We start from the raw sequence: 16,616 nt of genomic DNA on the forward strand, positions 1-16,616 counted from the left end.
TCACAGGAACTGCCGGCCACCCGGCAGACACAGATGGTTCACCAGGCAGACAGGGGTAACCCGGCAAACGGCTGCCACCGGCCGCGGCACAGCCCCGGTCGGCGGCGGCCCAGGGTCACCCGCGCTGGAGGAACCTCGTGAACTCCGAATCGACCATCCCATCCTGCGAGTCGCGCTTCCCCGCGGTCACGGCGAGCATCACGGCCGCCCGGCACTGGGTCCGCGACTGCGTGGAAGGTTTCGGCGGCCCGCTGCGCCGGGACCGGATGATCCAGACCGCCGAACTGCTCGTCTCGGAACTGATCACCAACGCCATCCGCCACGGCTCCGGCCCGCCCCTGATCCGGCTCACCTGGAACGGGCGGTGGCTGCGGATAGCCGTCAGCGATTCCAGCGACCGGTGGCCCCGCAAACGCGCCACTGCGAACACCGAGCCCGGCGGCTTTGGCATGCAACTCCTCGAACGGCTCGCCCGACGCTGGGGCGTCACCCCGTGCCACCCCGGCAAAACGGTCTGGGCCGAACTCAGCCTCGACTCCTGAGTTCGCGTGCCCCCCAGGCGTGCACCGGGGAGCCCTGCCGGCCGTGCTCAGCTCTGTGGTCCGACCTGACCGGTCGAAGGCCAACGCGCGACCGGGAACCCTCAGAGGGTGAGAGACGCGGGCCACCAGATGTGAGAGGACTGCATCGGCCCGAACGGTCTGGGCCGGGGGGTGTGCGTGACGACCGTGGGGTGACCATGCTCTGCTGCCTCACAGCTCCCGACAGTCGTAGGGCAGGCGATATCAACCGTCGGGCCCCCACTGCGGTCGGCTGCCCGCGGCCGGCCTGTGTCGTCCTTCATCCGCCATCGGTCAGCCGAGGAGATACACCAGCGCGATCAGGGCGGCCATCACCACGACAGGTGCCAGAACCAGCGCCAGGAGACGCCCCGTGCCACCGCGGGGATCCGGTTCCGGTGGCACGGGCAGCGGAGCCGGGGCCGGGGCCAGCGTGCTGGCGCCGCCGCGCCAGAGCTCATGGCCGCAGATCTCGCAGCGCACCCGGGTGGTGGGGTTGCCATGGTGGCAAGCAGGGCAACGCGGCCCGGGAACCCTCCTCTTCGGGACCGGCTGCGGTCTTCCGGCACCGGTGCCGGGGCCGCCGGACCGTTCGCTGCCCGGGCCGCCACGTGGGCGGCGCAGCGCTCCGTCGTACGGGTCGCTCATCGCGTACCTCCGCCGTGAATGGTCAGGGTGTAGCGGACGCCGATCGGCAGCTCGTTCTCGATGACGGCCCTGATCTGCCGTTCGGACAGCCGGCCGGCTTGGTCGAGCTTGATGCGCACCGTGGGGTCCGGTGCCGGGACGGGGTCGTCGGGACCGAAGATCCCACCCGAGTCCGACACGTCGGCCCGGCCTCCGGTCAGCGCGGCGAGTAGTGTCTCCAGCCCGATGGCCGTGCCTCGCCTGCCCAGGTTCTGGCCGACCGCGCGGATCAGCCGCCGCTGGGCGATGCGGCCTTCCTCGCTGTCGGCGACGGTCAGGGCCTGGAGTTCGATGCCCAGCCAGCCGGCCAGATAGGCGATCATCTCCGGCGACGCCAACTCGATGTCCAGCTTGGATTCCAGGTCGTCGAGGTGCTGGACGACCGAGTCCACGGTCTCCTCACACCCCAGGACGAACCCGGCGAGCACCTGGTCGCGGATCATCGCCTGCGGGAGCTGGGCCAGCAGCCAGCCGCTCACTGGCTCACCACCACCTCATGCAGGTCGGACATGAACAGAGCGCCCGGGGGGAGCTGCGCCTCCTGTCCGGCGTTCACCGGTGCCCGCTCACCCCATAGATCGGTCTTGAGCATCTCCACGGATCCCACGCTGCCGACCCCCGGCACCGCCCTGAGAACCGCGTAGATGTCGCCGATGGACAACCCCTGGTCGAACGGCCAGCCGCCACCGTCCGGGCCGCCGCTGACCGGGTTGATGAACCGGTACAGCTCCTCCTCCGCCGCCGACCGGAGCCAGTCCGGCTGCACCGTCGCCGCGGCACGTACCACGGCCTTGACCGAGATGCCCTGGTAGAACGGTGCCTTGATGCGCACCTGGGTGGTCAGCAGCCGCCGACCGTCCAGATGGCGCCTGATGTCCTCGCAGACGTCCGGCCCGGGCTCCAGCTGATCGATGTTCAGGGAGCGCGGAGAGTCGAAGACCTTCGGCACCACCAGCAGCCGCACCGGCTCACCTGCCCTGTCCGGAGGCAGACAGCGGGCGCGCGCCACCCCCGGCGCCCCCTCCAGTGTCAGCCGCTCGAAATCTCCAGCGGTAACGGCCCGTTGACCGCCGCGCAGCCCCAGCGGTCCGCGGAGCTTCGCGTTGTCCACGGTCTCGGCGTCGACGCCGCCGGTCGCCGGATCCAGATTGCGTACCGAGCCGACCTGCGGCACCGAGGTCAGCAGGACGGTGAGCTTGTCGGCGCCGACATTGCCCCGGCTGCCTCCGCCGTAGCGATAGCCGGTGACGGTGATCTGCGCGTTCTCCGGGGGAATGGCGCCGTACTGGCGCGTCTCGCCGGTCTTGGCCGTGACCCTCGGGCCGAACCGGATCTCGCCGGTCGCCCCGGACCAGGTGAAGACCCGGTCCTCCTCGCCGGCGCCGGTGAAGTCCCTGACCTCGTACCAGGTCTGCGCCGTCCCGTCGGACCGGCCGCTGATCACCCGCACCTTCTCGTCGGGCGTACGCGGCAGCACCGGCGCCCGGCGGACCACGAAGTTCTGGCCGGGACGGCCGGTGCTGGTGCCGAGCAGCTCCGCGGGCGCGCTCTCGGCGTGGTGGGCCTTGACGACCCCACCCTGACTGCTCACCGTCAGCGCCTGCAGCAGCGGGGAGGTCTGGTAGGCCGGCTGCCCTTCGGTCCCTCTCAGCACACATCGCAGCCAGTACGCCGTCACTCCGCCGACCGCGAGCTGCTCGTGCGCCACATGCAGCAACAGGTTCACCTGGCCCGTGCTGTTGAAGCCGCCGCTGGTGTCGGCCAGCACGCGCGCGTCGCGCCAGGCCTCGCCGTCCCAGCTCTGCCACACCCGGGGCGGACGGTCCGGGTCGATGCCCGCGCCATGGGCGTCGGCCACCGTGACATCGAGCCGTACCAGATTGCCGGCCAGGCCCTGCCGGAAACCGAGATAGAGGGCGTCGCCCTCGGTCACGGCCGGGAATACCGCGATCTCCGCCCCGCTGCCCAGCGCGGCGGTACGGTCCTCGTCGCTGCCGCCGCCCCTGGTCCGGCAGGCGACCAGCTCCGGCGGGACGATCCGCAGATCGGCCTCGGTCATGAAGACGACCTGGTCCCCGGTCTGGTCCCGTTCGGTGCCGACGCGGGTGCCCTTGCGCACCACGATCGTGTCCTTCGCCGGGCCGGCCAGCTCGAAGAGCAGATCGGTGCGGGCGGGAGCGGCCGAGTAGAGGGAGACGCCCACCAACTCCAGGAACTTCACATAGAGCCGGTCGGGAACCTGATTGAGACGGTAGAGGATCATCTCGGTCATCCAGGCGAACAACTCGATCAGCGCCACGCCTGGGTCCGACACATTGTGGGCGGTCCAGTCGGGGCAGCGCAGGGCGATCCGCCGCTTCGCCTCGTCGACGATGTCCTGGAAGCGCCGGTCGTCGAGATGGGGCGCGGGCAGGGTCACGGAGCTTGCTCCTCACCGGGAATCACATAGAAGGGGTACACGAGATTGCGATGGTCGTTGGTGGCCCGTACCCGGTACGCGACCTCGATACGGATCACGGAGTCGCCGTCGCTCACGGCGGACACGTCCTCCAGGACGATGCGCGGCTCCCACCGGGCCAGCGCCTCCCGTACGCACTGCTCGATCAGGCCGAGCGTGCTGGAGTTCATCGGGGCGAAGACCTGCTCCCACATCGCACAGCCGAAGTCGGGCCGCATCACCCGTTCCCCGGGTGCGGTGGCCAGGATCATCCGTACGGCCGCGTCGATCTCCTCGCCACCGCCGACCAGCCGCACCGTGCCGGCCGGGGTCAGCGCCGCCGGGAACGACCAGCCGGAGCCGATGAGGTCGGTCATACGACCACCACGTCCGGCGAGCCGGCGGTGATCAGGGACGGCGGGCCCGGCAGGTCGAAGCAGCTCAGCACCTGATCGCCGACCCGGGCCAGCGGCTTGCCGTTGACGAGCACCGTCGGGGCGCCCATCTGTACCTGACCCTGGTTGGCCGGCGGTACGACCAGGCTGGTTCCGGGCGGGACCGGCAAGTGAGGAGGCTGGTTCTGGGCGACGCTGCCCACGGTGGCCGCCGGCCGGCCGTTGATGAGGACGTCGGTGGACAGATTCGACACCAGCGTTCCGTTGAACTGCAGCGGCTGGGGGACCTGGGCCGGTGCCCCACCGGGCGTCGGCACCCACACCAGGTGCATGTCGGTCCCGGTCACCGGGTCGCCCTGCCGGGCGGCGGACTGTGGCATGCGGCGCGCCTTTCTCGTTCGTGGCGGACTCTGGCCCACCGTGGTGGGGCCGGGACCTAGTTGAGCCGGATCGGTCTACCGCTCGCCTTGAGTTCGGACTGCGCCGTGATCTCGATCTGCGGCGCGCTGAGCACCAGCTTGCGCGAAGCCGTGATCTCGATCTGCTGGGCGCTGACCGTCAGCTTCTGCTCCGCGGCGAGCGACGACTCCGACTTCTCCAACGTCAGTGCACAGTCGGCATCGCCCAGCGACAACTCGACCGAGCTTGCCGGGTCGTCCGTGAGCACCAGACGGTGGTCCTTGCGGCTGGCCAGCAGCCGCTGGGTCACCTGCCCGCCCTGGACGGGAGCAGCCTCGGGCGGGGTCTCCCCGCGGTTCCACAGGCCGCCCAGGACGAACGGGCGGTTACGGTCGCCGAATTCGAAGCCGACCAGCACCTCGTCGTCGGCCTCCGGCAGCCATTGCACTCCGCGTCGCGGGCCGGCCCCGGGAGCGGCGACCCGGGCCCACGCGCTCTCGTCCTCCGTGGACAGCGTAGGGAATTTCACCCGCACGCGCCCCAGTTGTTCGGGGTCTTCATTGCTGGTGACGACCCCCACGATCAGACCGCCGCCGGGCTGCCCGCCGGCTCCCGGACCCTTCCCGCCGAGCAGATCGGCCAGTTCCGCCGCGTCCCTGGCGCCGCACACGAACCGGCTGGTGTACGGGCGGCCGCTGCCGTAGTCGTGCTCGACGCTGGTCACGCGGTACTTTCCGGCCAGCCGTCTGCCCACCCGGTCCAGCGTGATCTCCGCTCCGGCGGCGATCAGCGGGTTGCCGGTCGCCTCGCCCCGCAGCACTACCTCCGAGCCTGAGGCACGGAGCAACAGTGACCGCGCGTACGCGTCGGCCTCCGCCTGGCTCGACGCCGGGACATGACCGGCGCGCCGGGACACCCGCCCGAAGGTCCGGCGCGCCGCCTCGGCCATCTCGGTGGCGACGGGGGCGTCGGTGCCATGGTCGGGATCCGTGGCACGACCGGTGACGGTGCGTTTGTCGACCGGGTCCCAGGCGGTGACGATCACTTCGTCACAGTGCTCGGCCGAGGCGCAACGCACCGTGAAGTCCAGCAGGTTCTCGCCCCAGCGCAGGGTCGGGGCCGAAGTCCTGCTGGACGGCCGCCGCTTGAAGTGCAGCTCCCGGTCGCTCACCCACAGATCAAAACCGATCCGGTCTGCCAGCCCGCGCAGAAACGCGTAGTCCGTCTCCGCGGCCTGCAGCACATACTCCCGGGTGTCGTCCGTGGCATCCACGTCGGCGTCCAGTCCGTACTCACCGGCGATACGGGTGGCGATGTCCGCATCCGACATCCGCAGGAAGCTCCTCGTCTTCGGTCCCCGCGCCAGGCGGTGCGTCAGATCGAGGCCGGTGAGCACCAGTTCATGGCGGCCGGAGACCCCGGGCGCCACCAAAATCGCGGTCACCTCGCCCGCCGTCACCATGACCGCGTCGCCGTCGGCGCGGAAGGCGATCTCGATGCGGGTGCCCAGCCGGAAGCGGTCCTCGTCGAACAGCTCGAAGTGGGCGTCCTCGAAACGGATGGTGAAGGCGTCCGGCAGATGTACCGACTCCTCCACCCGCACCTGGGTGATCCTCGGATACAGCGACGCCGTGAGCGGCGCACCGTCCACCGTGATCACGACACTGTCGAGACTCCGCTGCTCAGCCACGGCGGCGCACCACCGGCTGCTCGGGGATGACCAGGGCAGTGCCCGCGGGCAGGGCCAGCGGGTCGAGGATGTCATTGGCCTCCGCGATCAGCCGCCAGCGCGTGGGGTCGCGGTAGCGCGCGGCGGCGATCCGGTCCAGGGTCTCGCCCGGCCGTACGACATGGACGGAATGCAGCGTCGGCGTGGAGGAGGTGGGGTTCTGCAAGGGCTGGAGGCCGTCGTCCTGCCACTGCTTGAGAGTCATGTCCGCCTTGGCCCGCAAGGGTTTTCCCGTACTGGCGAAGTAGGTGAACCGCACCTGGAGGCGATCCACGACCGCCTTGAAGGAGTGCAGATCCCCCCAGTGGAACTTCACCCATGGCGGCCGTCCGGATCCCCGGCTGCGGTCGGAGGCGGGCAGGTCCTGGTCGACCTTGAGCAGATTGAGCAGCTTGGACGTGTGGAACGTGACGTCTTTCCCGTCCCGGGTGGTGTCGAACATCAGGGTGAGTGACAGTGTCGCGGACTGACCCGCCTGGAACCGCAGCGCGGGCGCGTTGACGCCCTTCGCGTCGCCCGCCTGCCAGGAGTTGGACTTGCTGATGGTCAGCTCCGCCGGGTTGAACAGGCACTCGATCTTCTCACCGTTGCCCTCGACCTCGAGATAGGCCTTGGACGGCTGTTCGTTCATCTCGTTCATGGACACGCCCCCCTCAGAATGTTCCTGCGTACCGGCCGCCACGCCGTTCGAGCTGATGCAGCAGCCGCTCCTCGACCGCCCGCACAATGTCTTCCAGCGACGGCTGTACGGAGCAAGCGGCGGGGACACCCGGTGCGCCCGCTGTCCCGGGGTCGGCGGCGGCGCCCGACTCGGCCTGGGGTGCCATACGGGCATCAGACGCCCCGCCCGTGAACCCGTCGCCGCCCCCGGAGGACGGCAGCCCGGATGCCGCCCCCGTCCCCGCCCGGTTCACGGAGGACAGCGCCCGTTCCACCTCCTCGCGCACCGCGTCCCGCGCCGCCCGGGTCGCCGCGTCCACCAGCGCGGTCGCCCCGGCGGAGGCCCCGCCGACCGGCAGTGTGCCGGCGAGGCCCGGACTGACGTCGGCCAGGGCGCGCCGCACGGCGAATCCGGTGGCCTGCGCGGAGCGTTCGTCCGCGTCGGCGGCGCCGGCGGGGGCCTTCAGCGAGAACCGGGGCCTGACGACAGGGCTTCGCGCATGGCTCAGCTCATGGGCGAGCAGGACGGGATCGGTTCGGCCGGGCTCGGTGGGCAGATGCACGGTGGTCCGTGTGGTCGCTCCGTGGGCCCCGGCCGCCGCGAGGGCCAGACGGGTCGCGGGACCCGTGGTGTACGTGGAGGTGGTTCCGCCGGTGATCGCCTGGACCATGGGGAGCAGCCTGCCGGGAAACGCCCTCGGGGACTCGAGCGGGGAGCGGAACACCGCCGCCCTCCAGCGCGCTTCCGGAGTGCCGGTCACGGGAAGTCCGGCGTCACCGGGGGAGAACGAGGAGGACGCTCCCGGTGCCGGGACGGTCCTCGATCGCGTCGCGTGCGGTGATGCGTACGGCGACGCAGACGGGCCCGTGTACCGGAGCATGGCCGACGAGCGGGTCGCCGTAGGCCCCGTGAAGGCCCGCCGGACCGCACCCGGCACCGGCTCCGAAGCCCGTACGGGCACGGACGGCGCTCCGGGTCCGGGAGGCGTCCCACGACGCGTTCGCCCGGGTGTTCCTGCCGCAGCCGGTGCGGGACGGCCCGCGCCAGAGGCAGGCTCGCGCCCCGTCATCCAGCGCGAAGTCGTCATCGACCCGGGGTACGCCGATGCCCCCCACCCTCCTGCGGAGCCGATCTCCCCCTCCGGTGGAACCGCGCCGGACGGGGCTACGGCCCCCTGCGGCCGCAGCCCCGTCACGCCCTGCTGACGCCCGGTCAAAGCGGGTCTCGCCACTGTCACGGGACCGGCCGAGCCGACGACGGGTGGCCCGCTCTCCACGGAAGGCGGCGCTGGGGAGCGCGGAATCGGGCCGTGTGACGGGGGCGTCGCCACGATCTCCGGGTGGAAGCCACCCCCGGCCGGTGACACCGCGCCCCCGCCCAGTACCCGCAGACACGCCACATCGCTGACCCCGCCGACCACAGGCCCTTGATCGAATCCCGCGGCCCGGATCAGCGCGACCCTGGCCGGGATCCTGCCGGCCGGGCGGGCCGGCCTGAGCCCCCGGCCCACACCTGCCGGAGCCCCGCGCGCGGTGTCCCCGACGAGAGGCAGCGCGCGTGGCGCGAGGGACGGCCGGGTGGCCGTATGAGCGCCGGCGCCCGCAGTGAGGCCGGGACGCCTGCCGAGCAGCAGCGCCCGGCGGACGAGCAACCACCATGGGGAGCGCACCGGCAGGCCGGGCACGTCCTGCCCGGCCGTCGTAGCTCCCACCGGCCCCCGCCCGAGCCACCGCGCGGTCCGCACCGGGCGCCGGGCCAGGGAAGGCCGACGGCCGGGGCCGGGCAGGACAGGGCCGCTAGCGGTGATGCCCCTCCATGCGGAATCCACAGTGGGCCACCTCCAATTCCTCGACGGCGAGGTCCTTGGAGGTCGCGGCCAGCCGTGGGCCGGTCCACTTCACCGGGTAGGCGCCGGTGAACTTCCAGGTCGCCACGTCCCGCCCCTTGGCGTCCTTGAGGGTGATCGCGCCGTTGCGATGGGTCAGCTTGTTGCCCGCCTTGGCGAACCCCTCACCGGAGCTGGCGGCGAACCAGGCGAACAGATTGTCCGCGTTGGTCATGCCACGCTTGAACACCAGGTTGGGCCATTTCATCCGCCCCGGCAGCTTGTGCGTGTACTGGTTCTGCCCGCCCTCGGCGTACTCCTCCACTTCGATCGACACGGTCAGCCCGGCGACCTCCGTGAAGGACCCGATGTCGAGGTCGTCGACCGTGAACACGAACCGGCCGCCCCAGGGCGGGTCCATGGTCCGGTCCTCGCTACCCATTGATGACCGCCTCCCACGATCGTTCGTTCAGCACGGCGACCTGCCGCAGAAACCGGATGCGGTCGCCGTGCTGCAGCCCGAGCAGTTCGTCGAGACTCCAGTGCAGGTGGTACGCGAGATACGTGATCTCCTGCCAGAGCTCGTCCTCCGCGTATCTGCCTAGCCCGCCTCCAGCGATGCCTGCGGGAAAGGGGCGCCCGGCTCCAGTTCCTCCAGCACCGAGGGATCACCGAAGTTGATCACGCGGTAGAAGTCCTGGAGATACGCGAAGTCGCCGGCGAACATGCGCTCCACCACGCTGGTGTTGACCCGGGGGAGCGTGCCCAGCTCGGTGATCACGCGGGCGAGCACGATGACCGTCCCGTAGGACTCGTTCTCCTTGACCCTGGGGTCACGCAACGGCTCGATCTCGTCGCGCGCGCATGCCAGGCGCATCACGCCGGCGCGGTGGAGGGTGCCCTCCTCGTCGACGTACCCCTTGGGCAGCGTGAAGGGGTATTCGGTGTGCAGGCTCATTTGACGCGGACCAGGCCTTCGTGAGTGATGACGACCTTCTCGGTGGCGATGTCGTTGGCGCCCGCGTCGAAGTCGGCGCCGCTCCACTTCGACGGCCATCCGGCGACGAACTCCCAGCGGGCGACGGTCTCGCCCTTGGAGTCCTTGGCCAGGATCGCGCCGTTGCGGCGGCCCTTGTCGACGTCGCCCTGGATGATCTCCTTGCGCCAGTTCCACAGCACCTGGGAGACGTCGATCCGGCGCTCCAGGGTGATGTCGGACCACTTCATGGCACCCGGCTGCTTCCGGATGATCATTTTGCCGTCCTTGTTGACTTCCTTGTACTCGATCGTCTCGGTCTCGGACTCGATGCCGGAGACCTTGCGAAAGCTGCCGACTTCGACGCTGTCGATCTCGAGGACGAACGTGAACGTGGTGAGCAGATCAGACATGCCGCATTCCCTTGTCTACTGGCGCGCTTGTGCCGAGGTGCCGGAGTGGCGGGGACTTCCGTGCCGGTCATTCGCTGCTCGTGGCGCCGCCCTGCCACTGGCTGATCCTGAAGACGACGTACTCGGCGGGCTTGACCGGTGCGATGCCGACGTCGACGATCAACTTCCCCTCGTCGATGGAACTCTGCGGGTTGTTGGTCTCGTCGCACAGCACGAAGAACGCCTGCTCCGGGGTGGCACCGACCAGCGCGCCGCGCATCCAGAGGTTGTGCAGGAACGCGCCGATGGTGCGGTTGACCCTGCCCCACAGGTCGCTGTCGTTGGGCTCGAACACCACCCACTGGGTGCCGCGGCGGATGGTCTCCTCGATGTAGATGAAGAGCCGGCGTACGTTGACGTAGCGCCAACTCTGGTCCTGGGACGCCAGGGTGCGCGCACCCCAGATGCGCAGGCCGTTGGCGCCGAACGAGCGCAGACAGTTGACCTGCTTCGGGTTCAGCGCGTCCTGCTCGCCGGTGGTCACCTCGGTCTCCAGCCGGGCGATGCCCCGGATGACCTCGTTGGCCGGGGCCTTCCAGACCCCCCGGGCCCCGTCGGTGCGCGCCCAGACGCCGGCGACGTGTCCGCTCGGCGGGATGGTCAGGAACCGCTCCCCGTTGGTCGCGCCGGGCCGGGCCTTGGGGTTGGCCACGACGACGTGCGGGTAGTACGCGGCCCCGAACGCGCTGTCCACGGCCAGCCGCTCGCGCCAGGCCAGGGCCTGCTGGGCGTTGAGGCCGGGGGGCGAGTCGACGATCGCCATCATGGACCGCTTCAGCTCGCACCAGTCGACCAGCTTGCGCTGGGCGGCGAGGTACAACTCCTCGTCGACGGTTCCGTCTTCCCGCCGGCATACGGTGATCAGATCCGGGATCGCCACGATGGACACGTCCTCGGCGATCGCCAGACCCTCGTACCCGGTCCGGGTCGTCTCCGAGCCGGCCAGGTCCGCCGGGGTGGCGGTGATGGCGGCGGGGGCGCTGGGTTCGATGGCGTAGCTGCCGGGGGCGGGCATGCGGTCGGCGGGGGAGAGGCCGGGGACGGTGCGGGTCTCGACCCGGATGAGCTCGGACTGGTCGTTGACGACCTTGACGACGTTCTGGGTGCCCTTGCCGAAGGTGAGGTTGGTGAAGTGCTCCTTCGTGGTCCCGTCCCGGTTGACCTTGATGGCGAAGCTCTGCGGCTGCTCGCCCTCGGCGGGGGGCTCGGTCTCCACGACGACGTCCAGCGCGCCGCCGACCTCGCGGGCCGACACCACCAGCGACTCGACTTCCGGCCTGCCGGCGGCGGGGAGTGCACGCTGGGCGGTGCCGGTGTCGCCGGCCGGAATACGAACGATGTAGCAACTGCTGCCACCGTTCTCGAAGAACCCCTTGACGGCATGCGGCAGCACGATGTCAGGCGCGAACCCGCCGTACACCCGCTCGTACTGCGGCCAACTGGTCACCAACTGCGGCTTGACACCCTCCGGGTCGGTGGCATCGCCGTTCTCCTGGTCGTACTTCTCGGTGAATCCGACGAACGCGGCGACGGCGGTGCCGATCCCTTGCAGCGGCATCGACCCGCTGACCTGCTCCTCGACGTAGACGCCGGGGGCTCCCCCCACTGCCATGTGCCTACTCCTGTTCTAGGTGTACTCAGACTTCCAGCTTGCGTTTGAAGTCGGGTCCGATCTCGCGCTGATATTCCTTCTTGGCTCCGCCTGCCACCCGCGCCTTGTCCTTGGCGTTGTTGCAGTCATCGCACAGGCCACCCCAGTTGTCCTTTGATTCGGAGAACTTGTCTCGCTCGCCCTGAGTGGTGTTGTGGCCCGGGGTGGAGAAGGAAGAGCGGCGATCGCCGAGGTTCCAGTGTGTTACCAGCTCAGTGATGTGATCGACTTCGATCGGCTGCTGCTCGTAGACCCGCTTCGAGTTGTCCTTGAAGCCCTCCCGACTGGCGAGATGCGCTCCGGGCTGGTCATAGTCGTTGGGCCGCGTGTAGGCCTTCCCCGGGCAGAGGTACGTCCAGCCATCCCTGAAGAACTCTTCCTCGCCCTTGACGAGGTACTTGGACTCGCGAGCCAGCTTTGCCTTGACGTGCTCCGCGAAAAAGGTGTTCGCCCTCGATTCCCGGTCAGGGACTTCCTTGTAGTAGTACGCGCGGATGTCGATGTCTTTGTGGACTTTGTTGTCGACGATCTCTGCGTCGTTACGGAGGTAGAAGAGATCGAAGTCGACGCCGATGGACACGAGATCGTTCTTGAGTTGCTCCAGGTCCTGCCGCAGGAACGGCTCCATGGCGCGCATCAGTTCGGCGGCGTTCTGGGACTGCACCAGATGGTCGACCTCGCACAGCTTGTCGAGATCCTTCTGGGCCTGCTCCAGCCGTTGCTTGGCGGCCGGATTGTTCTTGATCTTCTCTTCGCTCAGCGCCGCCCAGATCTTCCGTTGCAGGTCCCAGCGTTCCGGGGAGGACATCTGCACCACAAGTCTGCCTTCCGTATAGCGGCCGAACAGGGTGTGCTCGTGACCTTCCATGGTGAACGGCACCTCGATCTCCGGCGTGGTCGCCTTCGGAGAGTCGGGATCCCCGGGCTGTTGGCCGGGCTGCGCGCCCCCGCCGCCGGTGAGGGCGTTCAACGCCGCCTGGCCCAGTTGCATCGCCTTGTCGAACAGCCAGTCCAAGGCGTCGTCCACCAGTTTCCGCAGGCCCTTGATGATCTCTACGACCTGCTCGGGCACGTTGCCCAGCCCCACCTGGTTGGCGAGGAAGCCGATGGCCACCGGGACCGCGTCCGCGAAGCCCTTGGTGATCTTTTCGGCGCCCGGCTGGATGTTGCCCTTCGCCACTTCGGCGATCGTCCGGGTGTACTGGTCGACGATCTGGAGGATCTCGCGGATGTACTCGATCGCGGACTGGACCGCGCTGAAGAAGGCCTGGCAGCTGCGGATGACGGCCATGACGCCGGTCGGGTCCAGCATGGAGGCGAGCCTGGTCACGGCCTTCTCGATCACCTGCTTGGTGATCCACTCCACGGCCATGTCGAGCACGGTGTTCCACAGGTCACCGAGCTTGTCGGCGACGTAGTCGTAGATCGCCGGGACGCCCCGCTCCTGAACGTCCTTGATGAAGGTCCAGGCTCCGCTCAACGCGTCGACGCCGGCACGCAGTCGCCCGACCGTCTCCTCTCCGATGCGCGCGCCCAGCTTCTGCCACAGGGTCTCCGTGCTCACCCCGAGGACCTGGAGCGCCACGTCGAGCATGGTGGAGGCATTCAGCTCGGCGGGGATGGTGATGCCCATCTGACCGAGGCCGCGCGTCAGCCATTTGCCCAGACCCTGGAGCAGATACGTGCCGATGCCGTCGATGAACCCCAGGAAGCCCGTCCTGAGTGCCTGCAGCATGCCGAGCAGGAACTGGACCGGGTCCTTCTTGATGTCCTCGATGGCCTGTACGACGTTGCCGATGATGTCCCCGACCAACTCGGTCGGGAAGTTCATCATCTTGATGATCAGCGTGACGACGACCTCGAGGACGACGCCGACGAACTCGACGATTCGCGCCAGCGGTTCACCGAACTGGTTCAGGATGCGCTGGAACGCCCCGAGGGGGTCGAGCAGATCGTCCAGGGACAGGGTGTCCCAGATGCCCCGGAAGGTGTTGACGATCAGGTCGGCGGAGATGCCGAGCCGCGCCATCTCGCTCTCGATGCGGGCGGCGGCCTGGCCGATCACCCCCGACTCGGCGAGCTGGCTGTAGGTGGCGTCGCCGCCGGGGAGCAGGGTGATGAAGCCCCTGATCAGGTTCTCTGCGTTGCGCGGTACGGGTTCGCCGGTGAACGGTTCCTGACCGATGATCACGGTGAGCAGCGGGAAACCGGTGACACGACGGGCGCGGTCACCGAGCGGGCCGATCAGGGCTTGCTTCACCAGTTCCAGTGCCTTGGCCATGATCGTGGCGGTGAAGGCCGCGATCCGCCGTACCAGAGCCACGGCCCGCGCGGCGAGGTCCGGCAGCGTGTCCAGCAGCCGAGGCAGATTCTGCGGCTGGATCGCCCTCCACGCGTCGGTGAACAACTGCACCAGGTCGTTCTTGATGCCGACGAACGTCGCGAACTGCGTGTCCAGCCAGTCGGCGGCCTGCTGGAGGGTACCTCGCTCACGCAGTTGCTCGAGCGTCTGCTCCTTGCCGATGAGCTTCAGGAAGTCGCCGAGGATCTCCACCGTCGGCGCCTCGACCGCGGTGCCGCGCAACGGGTCGTGGTGCAGCACCTTCTTGGCCAGCTCCCACACCGGCCGTACCTCGGGCCGCTGCAGCAGCGGCTCGGCCACCTCGGCGATGACGGCCCGCACCGCCTCGATGACCTGGTCGACGAGTTCGGAGACCGCCGCGCGCGCGTCGGCGAGGACGGCGTCGAGATGGCGGCGTACGACGGCGACGTTGCCGTCGATGCCCGCGGTGACCGAGAGCTCGTCCCAGGCCTTCCCGACCTCGTCGACGATCCTGTCCAGGGTCAGATTGTGCGCGGCGAGCCGGGCCTGGACCGCGTCGAGCACCTCGTCGACGACGCCGATGGTGCGCAACAGCCGGCCGGTCGCCTCGCCGAACGGCCCGAAGGTCAGTACGGACTCGACCAGTTGCTCGGGTCCGGCGTGCACCGGCCGGTGCGTGATCGGGTCGCTTCCGATGACCTGCGTGAGCATGGTGTAGCCGGGGATCGCGGACACCGCGGCTTTCACGCCGTCCACGATGAAGTCGGGGACGAGGTCGTCGAGCAGCGAACTCTCGCCGCTGCCCTCCCGCGCGACCTCCACGGGGCCGTCGGCCGCCCGCTGAACCACCGCAGCCGCGGATGGAGGAGCCGAAGTCCCCGTATTCCCGGGCACGACGGCCGGGTTGACCACCCGCCCCTCGGCCGCCCCGACGACGGCCGCCGCCCCACTCGCACCCGCACCCGTACCCGCCCCGGCCGCCGAACCCGCGTCCCCCGACTCCCGTACGTCCCGCAGCACGCGTGCCGTGGCGTACGCGACCTGCTCGTCGCGGTCCTGCGGCTCGCTGACCAGCAGCCCGGGGGCCACCGCCCGCCCCTGCGAGGGACCCGCGGACTGCTGGAGGGTGTGGGTCAGTTCATGGGCCAGCAACTCGTAGCCGTCCGGCGTGGACGGGTTGTACTCGCCGGAGTTGAAGAAGATGTCGTTGCCGCTGGTGAACGCACGGGCCCCCAGCAGACTCGCCAGTTCGGCGGCCTCGGCGTCGTCGTGCAGGTGTACGTCCCCGAGAGGGGTCCCGAAGCCGCTCTCGGCCTCGGCGCGTAATTCCGCGGGAAGCGGCTTGCCACCGCCTCGGAGGGCGGTGATGCGCGCCGCGAGGTCGAGGCCGGGCGCGGACGATGACTCACCGGACTCCAGCAGCCGGGCGACCATGGCATTGCCGCCCGATGCCGTCGGCAGCACGGCGTGGGCCGCACGGGAGGGGCGGCCGGCCCCTGACAGCACCTTGCCCACCGCCCGCATCGACACCACGGGGGTACTGCTCGCACGTGAGCGCACACCAGTCGGGCGCGCATCAGCGACACCTTCAGGCGACAGCGACAAACGGCGTCCAACCGGCACGGGCTCAGTATGACCATGTTCACGTACTCTTCGCAGCAATTCCGCAAGGTGGCATTTCCTCACCCCAACAGAGCATGTGAGCAAGGATTTTCGACTACGTGATCAGATGTCGGAATCGTCGTCGCCTCCGCTCCACGTGACGGGCCCCCGCTCGGGGACCACCCCTTCGCCCGGCCCGCCCGACACCTCGTCACCGGTCCGGCCGGGCACGAGGAACGTTCCCTTGTCGCTCACCCGCGCGGTGCCGCGCGGCGTGACGACCGGCGAGCCCTCGGGCTGGTCGATACGACCGGCCACCAACTCCCGTTCGCCCACGGGGACACCGTCCTGCGCGGTGCGGATGACGTAACGGTGTACATCGGGTGCGGCTTCGGCCACCAGGGCGGCGTCGACGGTCGTGGTGACCAGCACATCGAGCCCGGGTTTGAGCTGGCCGCCGAGCGCGGACCAGAAGTCCGAGTTGTCCTGGCCGTCACCCGCCGCGATCTCCACCGAGGGCAACGGCCGCAGCTCCCTGAGGGACCCCGGCAGATGCTCGGTACCGATCTCATGGTGCAGCAGCAGCGTGGCCATCACCCGGCCGAGCAGAGCGTGTTCGTCCCGTACGTCACTGGTGAACGCCGTGATGAGATACCGGCAGTCGACCCTGGGCAGTGGCCTGCGGCGGTGCTTGCGTCCATCTGCGTCGACGATCACCTCCATTCCGCCCTCGCGCTGTTCCACGTTGCGGCGGACGTCCCAGAGGTACAGGTTGACCGTCGGCCGGCCCGACGTCCGGGCCACCCAGTCGCGGTCAGGGGCCTCGAACGCGATCGCGACGTCCTTGCCCAGCGGCACCTTGGCCCGCAGGAACGATTCCAGGGCCCGGTCGAGCAGATCGAGCAACGAAAGACTCCCT

14 protein-coding genes and 1 pseudogene are annotated in these 16,616 nt (G+C 69.5%); 1 reads left to right on the forward strand and 14 read right to left on the reverse strand.

Translation table 11 applies throughout. From position 1 onward, the window contains the following. Window positions 1–137 precede the first annotated feature (137 nt). Window positions 138–542 (forward strand): ATP-binding protein, encoded by a 405-nt coding sequence (locus tag FHS34_RS18410; protein WP_184966643.1) that lies wholly within the window; start codon window positions 138–140, stop codon window positions 540–542. Between the two features lie 662 nt (window positions 543–1,204). On the opposite strand, the gene FHS34_RS18415 is transcribed toward FHS34_RS18410, so the two are convergent. From FHS34_RS18415 to FHS34_RS18475, 14 genes and pseudogenes are all read right to left on the reverse strand, one after another. Beyond that, the gene (locus FHS34_RS18415; protein ID WP_221509110.1) at window positions 1,205–1,726 is read right to left on the reverse strand and encodes a hypothetical protein; all 522 of its coding nucleotides are present in this window, start codon (window positions 1,724–1,726) and stop codon (window positions 1,205–1,207) included. Beyond that, on the reverse strand, window positions 1,723–3,666 hold the full coding sequence (locus FHS34_RS18420) for a putative baseplate assembly protein (RefSeq protein WP_184966645.1): 1,944 nt from the start codon (window positions 3,664–3,666) through the stop codon (window positions 1,723–1,725). The genes FHS34_RS18415 and FHS34_RS18420 overlap by 4 nt, the downstream gene beginning before the upstream one ends. Continuing rightward, a complete protein-coding gene (locus FHS34_RS18425; RefSeq protein ID WP_184966647.1) occupies window positions 3,663–4,061 on the reverse strand; it encodes a gp25 family contractile injection system sheath assembly initiator in 399 nt (132 codons plus the stop codon). The genes FHS34_RS18420 and FHS34_RS18425 overlap by 4 nt, the downstream gene beginning before the upstream one ends. After that, a complete protein-coding gene (locus tag FHS34_RS18430) occupies window positions 4,058–4,459 on the reverse strand; it encodes a PAAR domain-containing protein (RefSeq protein WP_184966649.1) in 402 nt (133 codons plus the stop codon). The genes FHS34_RS18425 and FHS34_RS18430 overlap by 4 nt, the downstream gene beginning before the upstream one ends. Before the next feature lie 56 nt (window positions 4,460–4,515). After that, on the reverse strand, window positions 4,516–6,168 hold the full coding sequence (locus FHS34_RS18435; RefSeq protein WP_221509111.1) for a VgrG-related protein: 1,653 nt from the start codon (window positions 6,166–6,168) through the stop codon (window positions 4,516–4,518). Next, window positions 6,161–6,847 carry a CIS tube protein gene (locus FHS34_RS18440; protein WP_221509112.1) on the reverse strand — a complete coding sequence of 229 codons (687 nt, stop codon included), beginning with the start codon at window positions 6,845–6,847 and terminating at the stop codon, window positions 6,161–6,163. The genes FHS34_RS18435 and FHS34_RS18440 overlap by 8 nt, the downstream gene beginning before the upstream one ends. A 13-nt stretch (window positions 6,848–6,860) precedes the next feature. Continuing rightward, window positions 6,861–7,538: a hypothetical protein gene (locus FHS34_RS18445; RefSeq protein WP_184966653.1), complete on the reverse strand. Its 678-nt coding sequence runs from the start codon at window positions 7,536–7,538 to the stop codon at window positions 6,861–6,863. A 1,126-nt stretch (window positions 7,539–8,664) separates the two neighbouring features. Further along, window positions 8,665–9,135, reverse strand: a complete 471-nt coding sequence (locus FHS34_RS18450; RefSeq protein ID WP_100829479.1) for a phage tail protein — start codon at window positions 9,133–9,135, stop codon at window positions 8,665–8,667. After that, complete coding sequence (locus FHS34_RS43810; RefSeq protein ID WP_100830894.1) at window positions 9,128–9,313, reverse strand: DUF6760 family protein; 186 nt, start codon at window positions 9,311–9,313, stop codon at window positions 9,128–9,130. Before FHS34_RS43810 ends, FHS34_RS18450 begins: the two co-directional genes overlap by 8 nt. A gap of 56 nt (window positions 9,314–9,369) precedes the next feature. Next, a pseudogene (locus FHS34_RS18455) lies at window positions 9,370–9,666 on the reverse strand (hypothetical protein); the annotation flags it as partial. Next, window positions 9,648–10,082 carry a phage tail protein gene (locus FHS34_RS18460; RefSeq protein ID WP_100829481.1) on the reverse strand — a complete coding sequence of 145 codons (435 nt, stop codon included), beginning with the start codon at window positions 10,080–10,082 and terminating at the stop codon, window positions 9,648–9,650. The pseudogene FHS34_RS18455 and the gene FHS34_RS18460, both read right to left, overlap by 19 nt. 67 nt (window positions 10,083–10,149) lie before the next feature. Next, window positions 10,150–11,733: a phage tail sheath family protein gene (locus FHS34_RS18465; RefSeq protein ID WP_184966657.1), complete on the reverse strand. Its 1,584-nt coding sequence runs from the start codon at window positions 11,731–11,733 to the stop codon at window positions 10,150–10,152. Between the two features lie 25 nt (window positions 11,734–11,758). Then, window positions 11,759–15,619 carry an eCIS core domain-containing protein gene (locus FHS34_RS18470; protein ID WP_225817524.1) on the reverse strand — a complete coding sequence of 1,287 codons (3,861 nt, stop codon included), beginning with the start codon at window positions 15,617–15,619 and terminating at the stop codon, window positions 11,759–11,761. 201 nt (window positions 15,620–15,820) lie between these two features. After that, complete coding sequence (locus FHS34_RS18475) at window positions 15,821–16,603, reverse strand: Pvc16 family protein (protein WP_184966661.1); 783 nt, start codon at window positions 16,601–16,603, stop codon at window positions 15,821–15,823. Between the last annotated feature and the right edge of the window lie 13 nt (window positions 16,604–16,616).

This window comes from Streptomyces echinatus, assembly GCF_014203595.1.
Classification (GTDB): Bacteria; Actinomycetota; Actinomycetes; order Streptomycetales; family Streptomycetaceae; genus Streptomyces; species Streptomyces echinatus.